The organism is Flavobacterium sp. 103, assembly GCF_003096795.1.
Lineage (GTDB): Bacteria > Bacteroidota > Bacteroidia > Flavobacteriales > Flavobacteriaceae > Flavobacterium.
Genome location: NZ_QENX01000001.1, coordinates 901,701 through 923,413, shown reverse-complemented (window position 1 = coordinate 923,413; position 21,713 = coordinate 901,701). Strand labels below are relative to the sequence as shown.

General features: G+C 37.8%; 9 protein-coding genes and 1 tRNA gene. 2 read left to right on the top strand and 8 right to left on the bottom strand.

Annotated elements, in window-relative coordinates; genetic code table 11:
* Positions 1-865 precede the first annotated feature (865 nt).
* Positions 866-11,875 carry an HYR domain-containing protein gene (locus C8C85_RS03735; RefSeq protein ID WP_116795890.1) on the top strand — a complete coding sequence of 3,670 codons (11,010 nt, stop codon included), beginning with the start codon at positions 866-868 and terminating at the stop codon, positions 11,873-11,875.
* Between the two features lie 151 nt (positions 11,876-12,026).
* On the opposite strand, the gene C8C85_RS03730 is transcribed toward C8C85_RS03735, so the two are convergent.
* Positions 12,027-12,101, bottom strand: a tRNA-Pro gene (locus C8C85_RS03730).
* A 149-nt stretch (positions 12,102-12,250) separates the two neighbouring features.
* Here C8C85_RS03730 and trxB point away from each other — a divergent pair.
* A complete protein-coding gene (trxB, locus tag C8C85_RS03725; RefSeq protein ID WP_116795889.1) occupies positions 12,251-13,198 on the top strand; it encodes a thioredoxin-disulfide reductase in 948 nt (315 codons plus the stop codon).
* Positions 13,199-13,288: 90 nt separating this feature from the next.
* Here trxB and C8C85_RS03720 read toward each other — a convergent pair whose 3' ends face one another.
* The 7 genes from C8C85_RS03720 to C8C85_RS03690 form a co-directional block, all read right to left on the bottom strand.
* Positions 13,289-14,122 (bottom strand): GIN domain-containing protein, encoded by an 834-nt coding sequence (locus C8C85_RS03720; RefSeq protein ID WP_116795888.1) that lies wholly within the window; start codon positions 14,120-14,122, stop codon positions 13,289-13,291.
* Positions 14,123-14,334: 212 nt separating this feature from the next.
* A complete protein-coding gene (locus C8C85_RS03715) occupies positions 14,335-16,611 on the bottom strand; it encodes a M1 family metallopeptidase (protein ID WP_116795887.1) in 2,277 nt (758 codons plus the stop codon).
* Positions 16,612-16,744: 133 nt separating this feature from the next.
* Positions 16,745-17,485 carry a head GIN domain-containing protein gene (locus C8C85_RS03710; RefSeq protein WP_116795886.1) on the bottom strand — a complete coding sequence of 247 codons (741 nt, stop codon included), beginning with the start codon at positions 17,483-17,485 and terminating at the stop codon, positions 16,745-16,747.
* A gap of 11 nt (positions 17,486-17,496) precedes the next feature.
* Positions 17,497-18,564 (bottom strand): M23 family metallopeptidase, encoded by a 1,068-nt coding sequence (locus C8C85_RS03705; RefSeq protein WP_116795885.1) that lies wholly within the window; start codon positions 18,562-18,564, stop codon positions 17,497-17,499.
* Positions 18,565-18,570: 6 nt separating this feature from the next.
* Positions 18,571-20,298 carry a PspC domain-containing protein gene (locus tag C8C85_RS03700; RefSeq protein ID WP_116795884.1) on the bottom strand — a complete coding sequence of 576 codons (1,728 nt, stop codon included), beginning with the start codon at positions 20,296-20,298 and terminating at the stop codon, positions 18,571-18,573.
* A gap of 5 nt (positions 20,299-20,303) precedes the next feature.
* A complete protein-coding gene (locus C8C85_RS03695; protein WP_111409468.1) occupies positions 20,304-20,633 on the bottom strand; it encodes a PadR family transcriptional regulator in 330 nt (109 codons plus the stop codon).
* A gap of 132 nt (positions 20,634-20,765) precedes the next feature.
* On the bottom strand, positions 20,766-21,221 hold the full coding sequence (locus C8C85_RS03690; RefSeq protein WP_116795883.1) for a DUF4870 domain-containing protein: 456 nt from the start codon (positions 21,219-21,221) through the stop codon (positions 20,766-20,768).
* Positions 21,222-21,713: the final 492 nt, after the last annotated feature.

Below are 21,713 nucleotides of genomic sequence, written 5' to 3'. Positions count from 1 at the left end.
TATTTTTGAACCCTATTTTTTATTAAAATAACAGCTTATATTTTTTTAATGATCATGTGGGGTAATATTATTTGGTTGTAATTAGAGTACTAACCATAGTGGTTGATTTTATAGCAAAAATGACTATAAAATAATCTAGTCCTATTTTGTCTTATCGATTGCAGTCGAGAAGTGCTACCATTTCTTCACATTCAAAATTGTGATGCGGTCATAGACGTTTTTGCCATTCTAAAAACCCGCTGACTTTTCATGCTCACGAAGGTGGCACCCCTGCATTCCGTATTGCATAGGATTCGGTTTGTTGAGTTACTTGCGGAGATTGTTTTGTTTGTTCGATTTTGCTCGTGTGTCTTAAGCTTTAATTTTTTTAAGGAGTTATAAAGTGCAGATCAGATTTCTTTGAATCTCTTGTGTTAAATATAATTTTGCGAATTTAGGACTATACTTTAATTTTTAAGTGCTTTAAAATCAATAGTGTAGGAAAATTTTGAATCAAGAAAAATTAAAAAAACAGTTTTTATCTCATTTAAATTTTAACAAAGTGTAGTTTGTGGTTTTTTTTAACACTTATGTCGAAAATACGATTAAAACGGCTTTTATATTTTAAGAATAATATAACTTAGTACTATAATTTTATAATTGAATTAACATTTGTTTAGGTTAAAAAAAGGCTTACTTTTTTCTTAAAAAATGATTTCCATTATATAAAAAAAATAGAAACCCCAACTCTATATTTTTTCATTAAGATAGATTCCCCAAATTCTATCATTTTATTTCATTTTCCACAGATACCCCATTCTGCCGATTTTAGTCTATAGCGTTAAGCATATCGTATTCGTTATTAATAATTTTAATTTCATAAAATATGAAAGCATTTCTACCTAAAACCGGAATTTTTACTGTTGTTTTTTTAATTGCGAATTTGTTTTTTGCTAGTATAGTGTTTGGGCAAGTTACACAGCCTACAATATGGACAAAGGCATACGACCAAGTGTCAGGCACAGGAAATACAACTAGTTTTGCCATTGCAAATGGTTCCAATCGTATTTTAGTTGTTGCCATTAGTAGTAACACTTCTGGTAGTGGCATTGGAGCCGATCCCTCTACTATCAGCTACGGTGGTGTTACATTAACGAAGGCTACTAGTAATGCAGGTAATCCACCAAATACTAGTGGGCGTATGCATACCTATTTGTACTATCTGAAAGATAATGCAGTTATGGATAATACTTCCCGACCACTTAATGTAACAGTCGCTGGGACATTACTAAATATGACCGTATATTATGCTGTATTTGCAAATGTTAACCAGACCGGGACTTATACTGTAGGGAATAATTTAAATAATGGTGGTGGAAGCGGACCTGCGCAATTAAGCGCAGCAATGGCAGTAAATGCAAATGATCAGGCGATTTATATTACCAGTATTTATAACGACACTAATACTACTCTTCCAGGCTATACAATAAATGGAAATTGGACGAGTGGAGGCAGTAATACGGGAACAGGTGGAGGTTTAGCATGGAAGATTGAAGTAGCCAAACGCAACATTCCAGTCACGAATACGACAGATGCTGCTGCAACATCGGCAATAACGCCTACTGGTACCATTCGCTATGCAATGTCTGCGATTAGTTTACCTGCTGCTCCAACAATTACTACAAGTTCCATTACAGGTTCTCCATTTTGTGCGGGCGCTACAGTTACTGTGCCATATACCATTGGAGGAACATATACAGCCGGAAATGTTTTTACTGCTCAGCTTTCAAATGCCTCTGGTTCTTTTGCTTCACCCATATCAATAGGAACAAATACTTCTACATCAGCAGGAAGCATTACAGCAACCATTCCAAATGGACAGGCATCAGGAACAGGCTATAGAATTAGAGTTGTTTCAAGTACGCCTTCTGTAACGGGTTCGAATAATGGCTCAGATTTGATAATTAATGCATTGCCAACTGCAAATGCAGGTGCTGCTCTAAGTGCAATATGTCAAGGAGGAACCTCAGCAGCATTAGGAGGATCAGTTGGCGGTTCAGCCACTGGTGGAACATGGTCAGATGGTGGAATTGGAGGAACATTTAGCCCTAGTGATACCGATTTGAATGCAACATGGACTCCGCTTTCCGGATATAGTGGTACAGCAACATTGACTCTGACAACAAGTGGAGGTTTATGTGGTACTAAAACAGCTTCAAAAACTCAAGTAGTAAATATCCAACCCACAGCATCAGCAGGGGGTAGCCAATCAATATGCGCAAATCAAACTGCTACTATAAATGGAACGGCTACAAATGGGACTATATTATGGACAGTTGGAGATGGTGCAACCACAGGAACATTTGATGATCCAACTAAAGCATCACCTGTATTTATCCCAAATCAATTTTTTTCCGGAACAGCCATTTTAACTATGACCGTTTCCAATGGGAACTGTACACCAGCTACCGCAACATATACTGTAAATGTTAATGCAAGTCCAGTTACCGTGGATCCGGGTGCCGACAGTACGCACTGTATGACAACTCCAGAACCAATAAGCTTGTTTGTAGACATTCAGGGTAATGTAAGTACTGGGACGTGGTCAGACAATGGGCACGGTGGAACGTTCTTTCCCGATAATACAGAATCGGCAACAAGTTATACTCCACCGTCAGTAATTGATGGAGATTTGATAAAATTGACCTTCACTTCAGCTAACCCTGGAGGATCATGTCCTGGCGCTTTATCAGCAAGTAGAAACATCACCATTTATAAAAAACCAACCGCAGAAATAGGGGTAGGCGGTGCACCTACATCTCAGACAATATGTGCGAACGGAAGCGCCACAGTAAGTGGAGCAGGAGCCAGTAATGGCACAATATCATGGACGACTCCCAACGGGAGTGGTCAGCTAACTAATGCAGCAACTTTAACACCAACATATACACCGGATACAGCTGATTCAGGAAATACTGTTATTTTAAGAATGACAGTTTCTAATAATCATTGTAGCCCAACATTTGTAGAATATCCAATAACAATAAATTCATTGCCTCCAGTTGGTAGTATTGTTTTGTCACCTGTAGTAGGAGTAGATCCTAATTATGTTTCTTTGTCGTTACCAGCAACGGTTTGTTCAGGGACTTCTAATGTACAGATTCAAGTTGATAATTCTGAATTTGGATTTCTGTATCAATTGAAAGATGAATTAGGTAATGCAGTAGGAGCAAATGTGTATGGTAATGGAGGGACTATATATTTAACTATTGGTACTTTAAATAATACTACCAGCTCCTCAATTATCAAAACATATCATGTGTCTGTTAAAAATGATGTTACAAATTGTGAGGTGGAGATACCAACTATAACAACAACAATTACCGTGAATCCGCCACCTGTGAATAGAACGGTAACTCCAACGACAGCCATAGTCTGTTCGGGTGGAACCATAAATATAACTGTGGGAGCAACAGGAACAGGAAACGGTACTTTAAGCACCACCTCTTATCAATTACGTATGTATAATGGTACAGACAATATTCCTATTGGGTCTCCAGTGACAGGGAATAATGGGGTAGTAACTTTTTCCACTGGAAATTTAACTAACGCAACCAGTTCTCCAATTACAATGACATTCAATGTGTTGGCGACAATTACAACAACAGGTTGTACCGCACAAATGTCGGTAACATCATCGGTAACAGTAAATCCGGTAATAGCCAATAATATAATCAGTTCTGATCAATTTATTTGTAGTAGTACAACACCAGCTACTTTAACAGGAGTGCCTACTGGAGGTACTGGAACTTATTCTTACAGTTGGTTTCAAAGTACTGATAATTTTAATACAAATAATGTTGCTGCTAGCGGTTACACTAATCCCGGTACCAATCCGGTGTATTCTCCACCAGCATTAACCCAGAGTATGTGGTATAGAAGAACAGTTACTTCGGGTGGTTGTAGCAGTACTTCAACAGCAGTAAAAATAACGGTTAATCCCTTACCTACCTCTACATATACGGTTACTGGAGGTGGTGCGTATTGTGCAGGTGGAGCAGGAACGCCCATTGGTTTAAGCAACTCACAGACCAATGTAAATTACCAATTATATTTGGGGGCTACTCCAGATGGAGCACCAGTCGCTGGAAGCAATGGATCTGTAATCACTTTTGGAAATAGAACAGCAGCAGGTATTTATACCGTGCGTGCAACAGATATTGGTGCAGTAGGTGGTACCAATTGTACTTCGAATATGACTGGGTCAGCAACTATCATAGTAAAACCAGTTCCTGTGACCACCGGTGTAACAATTTGTCCGGGTGGAAGTGGCTCGTTTACATCCTCTGAGGTTTGTGCTCTTGGTGCCCCAATAGATACAGGCGCCTTAAATATAAATGCTGGATTAGGTGTTAATGTGCCTATTAATTTTAATATGGACTGGGCAACCCCTAATAATATAGCAGGTGCTGGGAATGCCACCTTGACAAATCTTGGTGTTGGTACTGATTCTGATTATCTTCGAGGTACAAATTATGATTTTTCTGCAATTCCTGCAAATGCGGTAATTATGGGGATACAGGTTAGAATTAATCGTTCAGGATCTTCAGTTACATTAGGTGGCCTTAATGATGCGGCAGTATTTTTAGTCAAAGATGTTGGAGGATCGCCAGTAATTCAAGATGCTGCTGATAATAAGGCAAAAACAACTGTATGGCCTACAACACTTACAATCGACACCTATGGTTCGACAACTGACAAGTGGGGACTAAATTGGACCGTCAGTGATGTGAAAAGTGCCAATTTTGGAGTAGCTCTCGTAGCTCATAACGGTGCATTTGGTACCAGAAATGCAAATGTTGATTTCATGCAAATAACGGTTTACTATTCTGTTAATGGAATCCTCAATTGGTATACTGCCTCTTCAGGTGGGTCATCAATCGGGACAGGTTCACCTTTTAATCCAGTTGGGGTTTTAAATTCAGGTTTAGCAAATACAAATACACCAGGTACAACCCATTTCTATGCAGAATGTTCTTCGGTTCCGGGTTGTCGTACTGAGACTAATTTTGTTGTAAAACCTTTGCCAACTATGACCTGTCCACCCGATTCATCAGTATGTGTTGATACAGCGGCTTACTTATTAACAGGAGCTTCTCCAGCAGGAGGAACCTATAGCGGAACAGGCGTAAGTGCGAACAATTTCAATCCAGCAACAGCGGGAGTTGGTCCGCATACGATCACATACTCCTATACGGATACAGCTGGTAATGGCTGCAGTAATTCTTGTTCATTTACTATTACAGTGAATCCATTACCTACTCTGACCTGTCCATCCAATTCATCAGTATGTGTTGATGCAGCGGTTTTCGCATTAACAGGAGCTTCTCCAGCAGGAGGAACCTATAGCGGAACAGGCGTAAGTGCGAATAATTTCGATCCTGCCACAGCGGAAGTTGGTCCACATACGATAACATACACATTTACTGATGGCAATGGCTGCAGCAATTCATGCACATTTACAATTACGGTGAATCCGTTACCTATTCTCACCTGCCCATCAAATTCATCAGTTTGTATTGATGCAGTAGCTTACGAATTAACAGGGGCTTCTCCAGCTGGAGGAACCTATAGCGGTACAGGAGTAAGTGCAAACAATTTTGATCCTACAACAGCGGGAGTTGGTCCGCATACGATAACATACACCTATACGGATGGCAATGGCTGCAGCAATTCATGCACATTTACTATTACAGTGAATCCATTACCAATTGTAAGCTGTCCATCCGATTCATCAGTATGTCTCAATACTGCATCTTACGCATTAACAGGAGCTTCTCCAGTAGGAGGAACCTATAGCGGAACAGGCGTAAGTGCGAACAATTTCGATCCTGCCGCAGCGGGAGTTGGTCCGCATATGATAACATACTCCTATACAGATGGCAATGGCTGCAGTAATTCATGCACATTTACTATTACGGTGAATACTTTACCAACTGTAAGCTGTCCTTCTGATTCATCAGTTTGTGTTGATGCAGCGGTTTATGCATTAACAGGAGCTTCTCCAGCAGGAGGAACTTATAGCGGAACAGGCGTAAGTGCGAACAATTTCGATCCTGCAACAGCGGGAGTTGGCTCGCACACCATAACGTACACCTATATGGAAGAGGTTGGCTGTAGCAATTCATGCACATTTACAATTACGGTGAATCCATTACCAATTGTAACCTGCCCATCCAATTCATCAGTTTGTGTTGATGCAGCAGCTTACGCATTAACAGGGGCTTCTCCAGCAGGAGGAACCTATAGCGGAACAGGTGTGAGTGCGAATAATTTCGACCCTACAGCAGCTGGAGTTGGTCCGCATATGATAACATACACCTATACGGATGGCAATGGCTGCAGCAATTCATGCACATTTACTATTACTGTGAATGCATTACCAACAGTAACCTGTCCATCCGATTCATCAGTATGTCTCAATACTGCATCTTACGCATTAACAGGAGCTTCTCCAGTAGGAGGAACCTATAGCGGAACAGGCGTAAGTGCGAACAATTTCGATCCTGCCACAGCTGGAGTTGGTCCGCATATGATAACATACACCTATACAGATGGCAATGGCTGCAGTAATTCATGCACATTTACCATTACGGTGAAAACATTACCTACAGTAAGCTGCCCTTCCGATTCATCAGTATGTGTTGATGCAGCGGCTTACGCATTAACAGGGGCTTCTCCATCAGGAGGAACCTATAGCGGAACAGGCGTAAGTGCAAACAATTTCTATCCTGCCACAGCTGGAGTTGGTCCGCATACGATAACGTATACCTATACGGATGGGGATAGCTGTAGCAATTCATGCACATTTACTATTACGGTGAATCCATTACCTACTCTGACCTGCCCATCCAATTCATCAGTTTGTGTTGATTCGGCACCTTACGCATTAACAGGAGCTTCTCCATCAGGAGGAACCTATAGCGGAACGGGGGTAAGTGCAAACAATTTCAATCCTGCGACAGCGGGAGTTGGTCCGCATACGATAACGTATTCTTATACAGATGGCAATGGTTGCAGTAATTCATGCACATTTACTATTACGGTGAATGAGACAGTGGTAGCCAGCGGAACTAAAGTTAATGTGTTGTGTAAAGGTGGAGCAAACGGATCCATTGATTTGAGTGTTAGCGGTGGAGGTGGCTCATACACTTATCAATGGAGCAACGGAGAAACCACTCAGGATATTAGCGGATTAGCGGCGGGAACCTATACTGTAACGATTACAGAATCCAACGGCTGTACCATAACTGGTACAACAAGTTTCACTATTGGAGAACCATCGGAAGTATTGGACGCATCGATAACAGCGTCTTCCAATGTGGATTGCTTTGGTAACACCAACGGTTCAGCTACAGTAACTGCCACAGGAGGAACCCCTGAATATACTTATTTATGGGATGATGCATTGGCACAGACTACTGCTACCGCAACCAATCTAGCAACAGGGACTTATCATGTAACAGTGACTGATGCCAATGGCTGTACAGATACTGCGACAGCAACAATAATAGTGGATGACAATGAATTGCCTACTGTGATTACAAAAAATATCGAAGTTGCGCTCAATCCAACCAGTGTAAGCATTATAGCTTCGGATGTTAATGATGGTTCGCATGATAATTGTGCTATTCAATCAATGAGTGTTTCACCGAATAGTTTTACTTGTCTCAATGTTGGTCCAAACACAGTTACCTTAACTGTAACGGATACCAATGGTAAGGTAAACACTGGAACAGCTATTGTAACAGTAAAAGATACTATTAAACCAGTTATTAGCAATATGCCAGCAAATAAAACGGTTAATCTTTCTGGAGGTAATTGTTCTGCTTTGGTTAAGTGGAATGCTCCATCAGCAGCGGATAACTGCGGAGTAGCTAGCCTGGTGAGCAGTGATGAAACCTTTAATGAAAACGGCTCAACATTATTGGGTTCAGGAACACATACAATCATTTATACGGCTACTGACGTTAATGGTAATACCGAAACAGCAAGTTTTATTATAACAGTGATTGATAATGTAGCACCTACCATAACAAATTGTCCAAGTAATATAACAGTTAATAATGAGAATAACATTTGCGGAGCCAGAGTATTCTATATTCAGCCAAATGTAAATGATTGTAACGGTGCAACTTTAAGCATTAACAATAACGGTATTGATAACAACAGTTATTTGTCAGGCAATATCTTCCCTGTTGGTACTACAACGGTAATTTGGACAGCTACTGATGGATCAGCGAACCACAACCAAAGTTCTTGTAGCTTTACAGTAACGGTAATAGATAATCAAGCTCCGGTTCCAAATGTTGCTTCTTTGCCAACAGTCAACGCAGAATGTTCTGTAACAGTGACAGCTCCAACAGCATTGGATAACTGCGATGGAACCGTTACAGGAGTTTCAGATGTTGGTCTAACTTTCAGCACTGCTGGACCGCACACTATTGTGTGGACTTATACAGACAGTCATGGAAAAAGTTCATCTCAAAACCAAACAGTGAACGTTACCTCCTCATCACCAGTTATCAATACCCAACCGGTTAGTTTGACTAAGTGTGAAGGGCAACCTGCAACATTCAGTGTTAGTGCTACTGCAGCGACAGGGTATCAATGGCAAGTTGACGTTGGCGGCGGATGGGGAAATCTTAGCTCAGAGACTAATAGCAGTTTAAACATTGCTTCAGTTACAAATGAGATGAATGGAATTCATTACAGAGTGATTGTCAAAGGTTCATGTGGCGACATAATATCTGACGAGGTGACATTAACTGTTTATGGTATGATAACCGTAAGCGATCAGCCGAATCAAACCTTGTGTAACACTTCGAGTTTTACAATGACACAAACGGCACCATCGGTTGGTCAACAAGGAAAATGGACTTTAATAAACGGTAGCGCAAGTATTACAGATGAAAACTCTCCAACCACAACCATTACAGCTGTGGCAGTAGGGACAAGTGCAAAAGTGAGATGGACAGTAACCAATGGTTACTGCAGTGTTTCTGATGATGTAACGGTAACCAATAGTATATTGCCATCCGTAAGCAATCAACCAGACCAAACCTTATGTAATACTTCAAGTTTTACAATGACGCAAAGTGCGCCATCAGTAGGAACTGGCGTCTGGAGCATTGTAAGCGGAGATGGGGGAGTTACTATCACACCGATAGACTCACCAACAGCAACTGTTAGTGGAGTGGCAGCTGGAGCAAGTGCAAAAGTAAAATGGACAGTAACCAATGTTTCATGCAGCGCTTTTGATGAGGTTACAGTGACAAACGCAATATTACAAGCTGTAAGCGATCAGCCAAACCAAACTTTATGTAACACTTCGAGTTTTACAATGACACAAACTGCACCACCTGTTGGAAACGGACAATGGAGCGTAGTAAGCGGAAATGTGGGTATTCCATCTCCAAACTCTCCGACCGCAACTGTTACGGGATTAGCTTTGGGAACAAGCGCAACTGTTAGATGGACAGTGACTAGTGGTTCTTGTACTTCGTCCGATGATGTTGTACTAACTAATACTGCATTACCAACAGTGAGCAATCAGCCGGATCAAACACAATGTAATACATCGACCTTCACCATGACACAAAGTGGTTCAGGTACATGGTCATTGGTAAGTGGTAGCGCAACCATCACAACAGCAGGATCTCCAACCACAACAATAACAGGAGTGGCAGTGGGAACAAGTGCAACGGTAAGATGGACAGTTGGTAGCGGTTCCTGCACTGCATACGATGACGTGACAGTAACTAACAATACTGCAGCACCAACGGTAAGCAATCAGCCAGACCAAACACAATGTAATAACTCAACCTTTACAATGACACAAAGTGGCTCAGGTACATGGACATTGGTAAGCGGTAGCGCAACCATCACGACAGCAGGATCTCCAACCACAACAATAACAGGAGTGGCTTTGGGAACAAGCGCAACTGTTAGATGGACAGTTGGCAGTGGTTCTTGCACTGCATTCGATGATGTAACAGTTACTAATAATAACGCTGTACCAACCGTAAGCAATCAACCGGACCAAACACAATGTAATACCTCAACCTTCACTATGACACAAAGTGGTTCAGGTATATGGACATTGGTAAGTGGTAGCGCAACCATAACGACAGCAGGATCTCCAACCACAACAATAACAGGAGTGGCAGTGGGTACAAGTGCAACGGTAAGATGGACAGTCGGTAGTGGTTCCTGCACTGCATTCGATGATGTGACAGTTACTAATAATAATGCTGCACCAGCCGTAAGCAATCAACCGGACCAAACACAATGTAATTCCTCAACCTTTACAATGACACAAAGTGGTTCAGGTGTATGGTCATTTGTGGGTAGTAGTGGAAGCGCAATTATTACGACACCTAGTTCTCCAACCACAACAATAACAGGAGTGGCAGTGGGAACAAATGTAACGGTAAGATGGACAGTTGGCAGCGGTTCTTGTACTGCGTATGATGAGGTGAAACTAACAAACAATTCTGGTTCTTCATTTACGGCATCGATAGCAACCAGTAGCCCTGATGCATTCTGCAGTGGTTTGAAACTAACAGCGAATTCGTCAGTAGCTGGAAGTTACACTTACTTATGGAGTCCAGGAGGAGCAACTACACAAAGTATTACATTGAATAATTCATCCAATGCTGGTACATATACAGTAACGGTAACTCAACAAGGAGGCTGTAACGGAACTGCTCAGGCTAGTTATAATTTCCAACCGCAAAATGTTATTAATGATTACACAATTCTTGGTATGAGCAATGTGAGTTTGGGTGACAAAAACTTTGTTCAAACTGGAAGTGTAGGTGTTACAACTACTTTGGGTTATGCAAACATTGGAACAAACAGTACAGTAGCAGGACCAGGAGCATTTGTGAAAGCAAGGTTCATCACGGTTCAGTCTGGATCTAATGTTCCTGCCAGAATCTACAGTCCAGCTGTAGTAGTATTGCCTAATATGCAAGTAAATAGTACTAGTACGACTGGGTTAGCTGATTTGAGTATTCCAAATAATACCACAGTAACTAAAACGGGTAATTACAAAAATGTGACAATCGGAACCAATTGTAATGTGACCTTTACTACAGGAACGATTTTCGGGACAATAAGTATTGGCAAAAGCAGTCAGGTTAAATTTAATGCTAACAGTACAGGTGTTCTGAATGTTAATAGTATAAGTTTGGCAGAAGGAACTGATGCTGCACCTACGAAATTACTCTTCGCTTCCGATATATCTGTAAGAGTAAAAACTACTGTGTCTATTGGTAAATCATCCATGGTAAATCCAACTGGCGGTTATAAAGCAGTTTTCTTTATCGGTGGAAATGAATTCCGAGTGTTGCCTGGAGGTAATGTAACGGTAAATGCCAGCGTGTTTGCTCCGAATGGAACAATTAAGGTGGATGGTGATGCCGCTGCTGTTAAAAACACCAATATGAAAGGATTTTATATAGGCAGTAAAGTTGCTTCAACAAATAAAAATGTTTATTGGAACCAATTCGATTGTTCAAATCCTAGTGCTAAAACTGGTGGTATAGAGAATATTGTAGCCAAAGAAATTGAGCCGACAATTATTGCAGATCCTTTCGATGTGAAAGCATATCCTAACCCAAGTAATTATCAATTTACACTTGAAGTGGAAGGCGGCAGCGTTGAAAAAATTGAAGTTGAGGTATATGATATGGGTGGTAGACATATCAAACATATTGAAAGCGACTTTAACCAATCAATTGTATTTGGAGAGGAATTACCGGCAGGTACTTATCTTACAATAGTAAGTCAAGGATCTAACCGAAAAGCACTCAAACTTATTAAAAAGTAAATTAAATATTTTGATAGTAATTGTTAAAACAAAGCCATCTCATTAAATTGGGATGGCTTTGTTGTTTTAAAATATTTAAGGACTACAATCTCTAAAATTGATTTTAATTTTTTAAATAAAAAAAGCCGAACATTGCTGTTCGGCTTTTTTGTCGGGGTGGCAGGATTCGAACCTGCGGCCTCCTGCTCCCAAAGCAGGCGCGATAACCGAGCTACGCTACACCCCGTAATTCGAGTGCAAATATAAGGTTTATTTCTGCTTTTCAAAGTGATTTTGTAAAATAATTAAAATTTATTTCGGCATCAGTTTTTTGAATTTATTTGAGTGTGTATTTTTTAGAATAAAGATTACATTTGCAATTCAAAAATCAAAAATATGTCGGATACAATAGAAAAAATTAAATGCCTTATTATAGGTTCTGGGCCAGCAGGTTATACTGCAGCGATATATGCAGCAAGAGCCAACATGAATCCTGTGTTATACCAAGGAATGCAACCAGGAGGTCAATTGACCACGACTAATGAAGTAGAAAACTTTCCTGGGTATGTTGATGGTGTTACAGGCCCAGAAATGATGGTGCAGTTGCAAAGTCAAGCACAACGTTTTGGTGCTGATATCCGTGATGGTTGGGCCACCAAAGTAGATTTCTCTGGAGATATCCACAAAGTTTGGATCAATGATAAAATTGAATTGCATTGTGAAACTGTGATTATTTCTACAGGAGCTTCTGCTAAATATTTGAATATTGCATCAGAGCAACATTACTTGAAAATGGGTGGTGGAGTTTCGGCTTGTGCAGTATGTGACGGATTCTTTTATAGAAATCAAGAAGTTGTGATTGTTGGAGCAGGAGATTCAGCTTGCGAAGAGGCTCATTATTTGTCTAAATTATGTTCTAAAGTAACAATGTTAGTTCGTAGCGAAAAGTTTAGAGCTTCTAAAATTATGGAAGCACGTGTTCGTAAAACGGAAAATATTACCATCTTAATGAATCACGATACAGTAGATGTATTGGGAGACGAACAAGTGGTAACTGCTGTGAAAGCAAGAAACAAAACTACTGGAGAAGTGTTTGATATTCCAGCTACAGGTTTTTTCGTAGCGATTGGACACCAACCGAATACTGAAATCTTCAAAGACTATTTAACTTTAGATGAGACTGGTTATATTGTAAATACACCAGGAACTTCAAAAACTAATGTAAATGGTGTATTTGTAGCGGGAGATGCAGCAGATCATGTGTATCGTCAAGCAATAACAGCTGCAGGTACTGGTTGTATGGCGGCTCTTGATGCTGAAAGATATTTGGCTTCTAAAGATTAAATTTTTTCTTTATAAAATGAAAAGTCCCAATTTTTTAAGTTGGGACTTTTTTTATGGACTGAAAACTGTGACTAAAACCCAACTTTGGGATTACTTCGCTTTTTTTATCAATTGAGCTTCGCCCAAAAACTTTCTTACCTCTATTTTTGGAGTGCCAAGCAAGTAGATTTTGGATGTATGATTTGCGTCAATTATTAGTGAAGTATCGGCCATTAGATTGCATATGGCACTGCCTTCGGTAGTAACATCAGTATTTTTTACAGTGAAGTTGAAACCAGTAAATACAGTATTATTATCTTGTCGAATAACTGCGTTGGTGGCATCTCCTTCTATTGTTGCTGTGGCTTTTTGGTACAAATCAAATGCAATATCCGTAGTGGTAGCCAGAGCTTTGATTTGTGCATTTTTACTTAATTGAATTTTAGCTTTTTCAGCTTTTAAATTCAATTCTATCTTAGATTTATCATCGGATATTAACGTAAAATTTTTCGAATTGACATTCAAGTATAATTTTGCAAAATCCAATGAGCTAAAGGTAATGTCATCTAGTATTACGGCTTCAAGTGCATTTACAATAGTCGCGTTTTTGGCAACGACCGATTTTAAATCATTGGTGTATGTAATTTTTACGACCAATCTTTTGAAACTAGTGATTTCTTTAGAAGTGTAAATACGAAGTGTTTTTTCTTTAATGTCAAAAGAAATATTATCGTGAAGATTGTCGTCAGCATCAATTTTTATTTCGTTTTTTGTTCCTTTTTCCAAGAAAACAGTTAGGTTGTCTTCAATTTCCAAAGCGGTAAAATCGCCAATTTCTTTTGGTTTTTCGACCACGATTTTGGAACCTTTTATTTTTTCTTTATTCTGACCAATGGTCATTGTTGTTGCTAATAGGAAAAAAACAATTAAGTATGAATATTTCATTTTATACAATTTGGGTTTGGTACAAATATAAAAAAATCACCCATTTTTGATGGATGATTTTTTGAATTTTAATATAATTCTAACAGGTTATTTAAGTATCGGCCAATGTCAGATTCATAAACAATCCTGTTTTTAACTTTTTGTGATATAAAAGCAGAATTTAGATGAGTAACACTAGTTATTTTGATTAGATAACACTGTTGAACTTAGTTTTATGCCTTTGTAAATAAGAAATTTTGACTTTCTATTTTTAATGTAAATTCATTTTTAGCTTCGTTAAATTGAATTTCAATACCACCTTCTCTTTCAGAGCCAAATTTATCTTTACCAATACTTTCAAAAGAAATGGCTGAACCCTGACCTTCTTCAGGTGTTCCTGTAAGAGTTCCGTTTTCTTCAGTGAAACTTAGCTTTACAGGAAGTTGTTTACTTGTGTAGTTACCTAAATAACTATCTAAAATTACTGCTTTCTCTAACTCACTTTTGTCAGCACTCCAAACATTATTTGCTGTATTTATATCAGGAAAAACGTGATCAGGGTCTATGGTAATGGTATCAATTTCTTCGGTAGAGGCGTTCTTAAATGCCCATGTTGTATTGCGTTGCCAAATTTCTACAGGAAGTTGTACGCGACTAATGGCACCACTTTTGGTTTTAATTTCCAAAACAACTGGCATAGCCATTTTTTCTAAATTTTCGATTGAAATAATTGCGCCTAACTTAGGATCGTTTTTAAAATATTTGATTTTTGTAATTCCTTGATCCAATTGCCAATTATTTACGAACCAAGATCTCCAAAACCAATTAAGATCTTCTCCGGAAACGTTCTCCATTGTTCGAAAAAAGTCATCTGGTGTTGGGTGTTTAAAGGCCCAACGCTCTGTGTAAGTTCTAAAAGCCTTGTCGAAACGGTCTTCCCCTAATACCTGTTCGCGTAAGACAGTTAATCCCGAAGCTGGTTTTTCGTATGCCAATATTCCCATATTTCCTTCCTTCATTCCGTCTGGTGCAGTCATAATAGGCTCTAATTCGGGTTTGAATAGTACTTTAGCCTTTTTTTGCAAGTTTCTCGGACGGGATTTGTATTCTCCGTTATTGAAATCATCAGAGCTTAGTGTGTTGATAAAGGTGTTGAATCCTTCGTCCATCCAGGCAAATAAACGTTCGTTAGAACCTACAATCATAGGGAACCAGCCATGACCAAATTCATGATCGGTTACGCTCCATAAATCTTCACCTTTTGATTTCCAATCGCAAAAAACGATTCCGGGATATTCCATTCCAGCCTCGTTGCCGGCTACATTAACAGCTGTAGGGTAAGGGTATTCAAACCAGCGTTTAGAGTAATTTTCGATTGATGATTTTGTGTATTCAGTGGCGCGACTCCAGGCTTCTTGACCTGAGCTTTCGACTGGGTATGCAGAAATGGCTAATGATTTTTTACCGCTTGGCAAATTGATTTTTGCAGCATCAATAATAAATGCCGATGAAGAGGCCCATGAAACATCACGTGCGTTTTTAATTTTAAAATGCCAGTTCAATGTAGATTTTCCGGTAGGTCTTGAAGTTGTATTGGAAACTTCTTCTGCCGAACGGATGATTACTGTTTTGTCACTTTGTGATGCAGTAGCCCAACGTTTTTGTTGTTCAGGGGTATATACTTCGGAAGGGTTTGTCAATTCACCAGAGCAAACAACAATGTGATTTGAGGGAGCTGTAATTGTAACATCAAAATCGCCATACTCAAGATAAAATTCACCAGAACCAAGATAGGGTAAGCTGTTCCATCCCTTAACATCGTCATAGACACACATTCTAGGGTACCATTGCGCTATAGTGAAGATTTTTCCGTTTTTTGTTTCCAACACACCCATTCTGTTTGAGCCAAAATCTGGAGAAATAAATGAAAACTCCATTTTAAGTTTTATAGTTCCTCCATTTGAATTTAGATCCTGTGGAAGAAAAACCTGCATTCGGGTATCGATTATCTCAAATTGTACTACTTTCTCAACGGTTTTGCCATTTTGAAGCGTAACTACTTTTATTGATTTTATTTTATGACCCCCGTCAAATATTTGCCCTTTGTCTCCATTACGGTTACCAGTTACAGGAATTACTGCTTTCCCTCGAGAGTTGTTTTTATACAAATTTTGATCAACGTTCATCCATAAAAAAGAAATTTTATCAGGACTATTGTTAGTATAGGTTAAAATTTCCGTGGCAATAATTTCGTTATTTTTCTCATTCAAGGTAGCAGTTAATTGATAATCGGCTTTGTTTTGCCAATATTTTGCTCCAGGCTGTCCACTGGCTGAATGTGTGTCAGTACCATTTTTAGTGTAAAAGTTGGGAGCAAAAGCATCGTGATAGTTATACTTTGATGTTGGCTTAACATTCGCTCCCGCTGTGGTGGACTGTTCCTGTGCCTGAAGACACATGCCTCCTAAAACTAAAGCTAAAAAACTAGCTTTGAATTGATTTTTTCTCATGATGTGATTGATTTGATTGATGATTTTATGTGTGAACGTCTGTATTATTAGTAGTAAATTAATGGTTAATAATTATGATTTTTAATTAAAAAAAAACATTCGTTGTTAGTGAATGTTTTTAAGATTGAGTTACTTATTCTTGACGGATACTTCCTCCTGAATTCTCTTCTTTTTGAATCGATTTTGGTGTTCCGTTATAGGTAATGTTTCCACCGCTGGAAGCCTCAGCTTTTAGGTTTACAATAGGATGAGCCGTTATCGATCCACCACTGGATGAATTGGCTACCACTTCGTTTGCCATTAAATCAGTAGTGTTGATTACACTTGCGCTCGAAGCTGATACTTCAATATGTAATGCCTTTCCTTTGATGGTTTGATTACTTGCACTACTACCTGTCAATTGAACACTTTCATATTCGGCTGTGAGGTTAATATTGGCAGCACTTGATGACTCCAAAGTAAGGTTGCTTCCTTTTAGTGTAGTGTTAGAATTGACAGTTGAAGCAGATGAGGCTTCAATTCCTTCAATAACAGGCATTTTTACTGTGATTTTTTTTGAGGAAACATTGATAAAGTTACCCGATTTACAAGAAATAACCAGTACTCCATTTTCTACTTTTATGGTGATTTCTTTCTGTAAATTATCATCAGCTTCGACAATGATTTCTGTTTTGTCTGATTGTTCTATAACAAGGTCTAAAGCATTGCTTACTTCTACGTTTTTAAAATCGCCAGTAACTGTTCTTTTTTCTGTAGTTACATGACCGCTTCCTGTAATGGCATTTATTTCTCCAAGTTGATTGCATGACCCAAAAAGCAAAGCTGTTAATGCAACAATAATAAATTGGGTGATTAATGTGATGACTTTTATCATGGCTATTGATTTTATTTTGATTGAATAATATCACCGGTTGTAATGGTGTGTGTTGTTGCCTCTTTTTTGTTTGAACCAAGAATTAAATAATAATTTTTAAAATAGGATGGAAGTCCTTCCGCCTGATGATTGATAGAATTTCGAACTTCAAAATGCAGATGAGGAAAGAATGAACTACCAGAAGTTCCAATAGAAGCAATTTTCTGTCCTTTCTTTATTTTATCCCCCACTTTCATTCCAATTGCACTTTGACTTTTTAGATGTCCATATATACTGTACAAATTATCATTGTGTTTTATAACAATATAATTTCCATATAAAGTTAATGGATTATCTTTTAATGATGGAATGTCAAAAGTTTTATCGTCTTTTTTATTCGTTTCGATAGCTGCAATTTCACCATCGGCAACAGCCAAAACATCAGTTCCAAAACCAAACCAGTCTGTGTCGTTTTCTCCCTTTGAAAGAAACTTTTTTCCTTCAGAATCAACTACTACAAAATCATAAGCGTATCTCATGAAGTTTCCAGTAAAACCTAATTGTTTAATAGGAGCAAATTCGTAGTCAAAACGCCTGTGATGTGAATAAAAATCATGCCCGTCATACACAAGTATTTTGTTTTTTAGAGGCAGATTAAAATCCGACTTTTGTTCATAATCTGTAGGAATAACTACTTTTTTAATCTCAATACTATCATTGAAAACAAATGTATATTCCAGTTTATCAGTTATACTATTTAGATCCGGAAAAGGATTAAAAAGCATTTTTCTTGAAACACTATTCCATTCAATGTTTGGAATAGTGTTTATACTTGGGGCTGTACCATTATTATCCAAAAATTTTTGTTGGATAAGCTTGTTTTGTTTGTCAAAAGCAGATATCTCTAGCCTGGTTAATTTAAGGCTATCCGTTGATTGGTTTTCTATAACAAAATCAAAATTCAAACTGTATTGTTGTTCATTGATTTTCTCTTTCAGCGGATGCTGCGGTTTACATTCAATTGTAAGTTTGTTTTGAGCATTAACAGCCAAGGCAGATATTCCAAAAATAAGTACTGCAAAAGATTGAATGGTTTTCATTTTTACTTATTCAGTTTTAATGATTATACCGTCTTTGTTGATTTTCAATTCTTTAAATTCTTTTTTTGTTTTAACAACAGAATCACTTTCAATAGTAACACCGTTTTTAGTGATGGTTACATTAGTTTCATTGTCATTGTCATTATCATCGCTATCATCATTGTCATCTTCAGGACAATTGATACATTTTATTTTGTTGTCCTCTACTCTGAAAATTTCATTAGTTGAATCAGCATGCCACAAAAAGGAATCACCATCTGTACGGTCATAATTTGACATAGATTCGTCAGGTTTCAATAAGGTGCCTTTTGTTAGAAACACAGTGATTTCGATTTCCTGATCGCGAAATTTGTTTTTCAAATCGGTGATTAAATAGTTGTCAAATATCAATTGATTACCCACAATTTTATAGCTGTATCTAATAGCATCAGCTCTTTTCTTAGCTTCAGACAATGATTTTCCTTTGGCTTCTTTTTCGATTTGTATGTAAGCATACTTTTCATCCGATTTTTCAATTCTGATACTCACTTGATTTGAGTAAATAATATCATTATTCGATGAATCTTTTGTAATCATAAAATCATTTCGATCATTTACATTCTTTGCAAAATAATCATTGTGTTTGAATTTAATTAGAAGTGTATCTGTTGGTTTTAGATTGAGTGTCTCTTTTTGAACCGATCTACCGTTTACGGCAAATGCAGTGGCTTGTTTTATTCCTATTGAAATTGCAATTGAAACAGCGATTAACCAAAGGGCTAATAGTGTGTATTTTGCAATATTTCCAATAGAATTCATATTAGGGGCCAATAATTTAAAGCCTAATAAAGTCATGAAAAAGAAAGGAATACCAACAGCAAGGAACATTAATAGACCAAAAGACCAGATTGGATAATCGGTAAAATTACCAGCTTCCACAAAACTTTGCCAAGGAAAATTCATAGAGACGCTAGTCCCCAATGTGAAAACCCCAATAAAAAGCATAACTAATACGGCTAAACCAGACATTATTAAAATCACTCCTAAGAATTTGGCAAAAATTTTAAAAACTGTCATGATGAAATCTCCTAGACCGCTTCCTATTTTTTCAGCTCCTGACTTAACTTGATTTCCAAATTTATCGTAATCAGCATTTTTTATTTTCCCTGAAACATTTTCGAACTCCTCACGAACCTTCTTTTCAATATTTGAAATTGTAACAGGCTCTCCTGTCATTTCTAGTTTTTCAGATGTTGTTATCGCTTCTGGAGTTACGATCCAAAGGATAATGTATGCTAAAATTCCAGTTCCAAATCCAGCAAAAACAAATATTAAGAACATGATTTTTAACCAAACGGCATCAATTCCAAAATAATGTCCTAAACCTGTGGCAACACCACCAATCATTCCGTTTTCTTTGTCACGGTATAATTTTTTAGTATGTCTGGGAGCTGAAAAGTCTCTGTTGTCATTTGAAGTTGGACCATCTTCTTCGATAATGTAATCCTCAGGTTGTCCCATAACGGAAATAACTTCGTCTACTTCTCTAATTGTAACTACGTGTTTTTCTGTTTTTTGTTTTTCTGTCAATAATTCCGAAACTCTCATTTCGATATCTTTGATGATTTCTTCCTGTCCAGATGATTTTGACAACGATCGTTTTATAGCGTCAAAATAACGGGTTAATTTTTGGTATGCATCTTCATCAATATGGAAGAACATTCCGCCTAGATTTATATTTACAGTTTTGTTCATGACTATTATTTTTGGTTGGTTATTAGGTTTACGGCATCGGACAATTCCGTCCATGTGCCATCTAGTTCTCTTAAAAAGGTTTGTCCAATTTCTGTCAAACCATAATATTTTCTAGGTGGTCCCGATGTGGATTCTTCCCAACGATAGTTGAGCAATCCGTCATTTTTTAATCGAGTTAAGAGCGGATAAATGGTTCCCTCCACGACCAACAATTTAGCGTTTTTCAAAGTGTCTAATATTTCTGAGGTATAAGCGTCTTTCTCTTTTAATACGGATAAGATACAAAACTCAAGAACACCTTTACGCATCTGGGCTTTTGTGTTTTCAATGTTCATAATTTTTTAATTTGAGTTGATTAGATTTGTTGATGAAACTGTTCATTTTTGATTGATGATTGAATGATTAATTTATTTTGTGATATTATGTTTCTATATTTAATTCAATGCTGATTTGAGCATGATGCTTTATTATTTAAGGAAAGATATTGTCAAAGGATAGCTATATTCCTCTCCATTAGATGCTTTGATTGAAGCATAAATGACTAAAAAGAATTCGGCTATTTTCATACAGGCAAATACAAAAAGTGCTAAAACACCCACTGTCAAAATTCCGATGCTGTTACCATAATCAAAATTTTCAAAAATAATATCGTTGTTGTTTACCAAATCATTGAATGAGATGTTTTTCAAAACGGTATATAAAAATACCGGAATGGCAATCATGGCTAATACCAAAGAGTAAATTAAAATACTCAATTGAAAATTCAAAGCTTGTTTACCATTGTGGTCAACAAATTCCGATTGCTCTTTTTTGGATGTCCAAAGGATAATTGGAAATATATAATTTCCAAACGGAATAATATATTGGCTAAAAGTGCTCAAGTGTGTAAATGCGGCAATGTTTCTTTCGGTTGAAGTTTCCATTTTTTTTGATTTTTTGATTACGTTTTTTGATTTTTTCCGCTACGCTCCAAACAATTCGGCTACGCCTCGGGTGATGATTGATGACAGAAATTGATTAAATGACTTACCTAGTAATTTCTTATACAAATATATGTCCAAAAGAGAGTATCTTGTATCGCATAGTAGTGTATATTAACATAATATTAACAAAAAATGATTATTTTGAAAGAAAATTACATCATTTAAGAGTGATTTATTGACTTGGGTTACTCTATGACGTTGATAGCAGTGAGCGTGAAGGATAAGAGCTAGCTACCGAAGTAGCGCGGATAGCCTGACAGCGCTAGAGAAAGGGGCTCTATATGTGTTCCTACTGTTTAGCCCCTTTTTCTAGTGGTGGCACGCCCAAAGATTTGAGAAAGTAATAATTTAATTGAAAGTAGAATTATTTTGGAGTGGATGAAAAGAGGTAGAATAAACTAATTGTGGTTTTTTATATGTACGCATAGTATT

What these genes read in the sequence shown, in the direction of transcription:
- C8C85_RS03735 (WP_116795890.1), top strand. Translation starts at nt 866, where the DNA reads ATGAAAGCATTTCTACCTAAAACCGGAATTTTTACTGTTGTTTTTTTA.
- trxB (WP_116795889.1), top strand. Translation starts at nt 12,251, where the DNA reads ATGTCGGATACAATAGAAAAAATTAAATGCCTTATTATAGGTTCTGGG.
- C8C85_RS03720 (WP_116795888.1), bottom strand. Translation starts at nt 14,122, where the DNA reads ATGAAATATTCATACTTAATTGTTTTTTTCCTATTAGCAACAACAATG.
- C8C85_RS03715 (WP_116795887.1), bottom strand. Translation starts at nt 16,611, where the DNA reads ATGAGAAAAAATCAATTCAAAGCTAGTTTTTTAGCTTTAGTTTTAGGA.
- C8C85_RS03710 (WP_116795886.1), bottom strand. Translation starts at nt 17,485, where the DNA reads ATGATAAAAGTCATCACATTAATCACCCAATTTATTATTGTTGCATTA.
- C8C85_RS03705 (WP_116795885.1), bottom strand. Translation starts at nt 18,564, where the DNA reads ATGAAAACCATTCAATCTTTTGCAGTACTTATTTTTGGAATATCTGCC.
- C8C85_RS03700 (WP_116795884.1), bottom strand. Translation starts at nt 20,298, where the DNA reads ATGAACAAAACTGTAAATATAAATCTAGGCGGAATGTTCTTCCATATT.
- C8C85_RS03695 (WP_111409468.1), bottom strand. Translation starts at nt 20,633, where the DNA reads ATGAACATTGAAAACACAAAAGCCCAGATGCGTAAAGGTGTTCTTGAG.
- C8C85_RS03690 (WP_116795883.1), bottom strand. Translation starts at nt 21,221, where the DNA reads ATGGAAACTTCAACCGAAAGAAACATTGCCGCATTTACACACTTGAGC.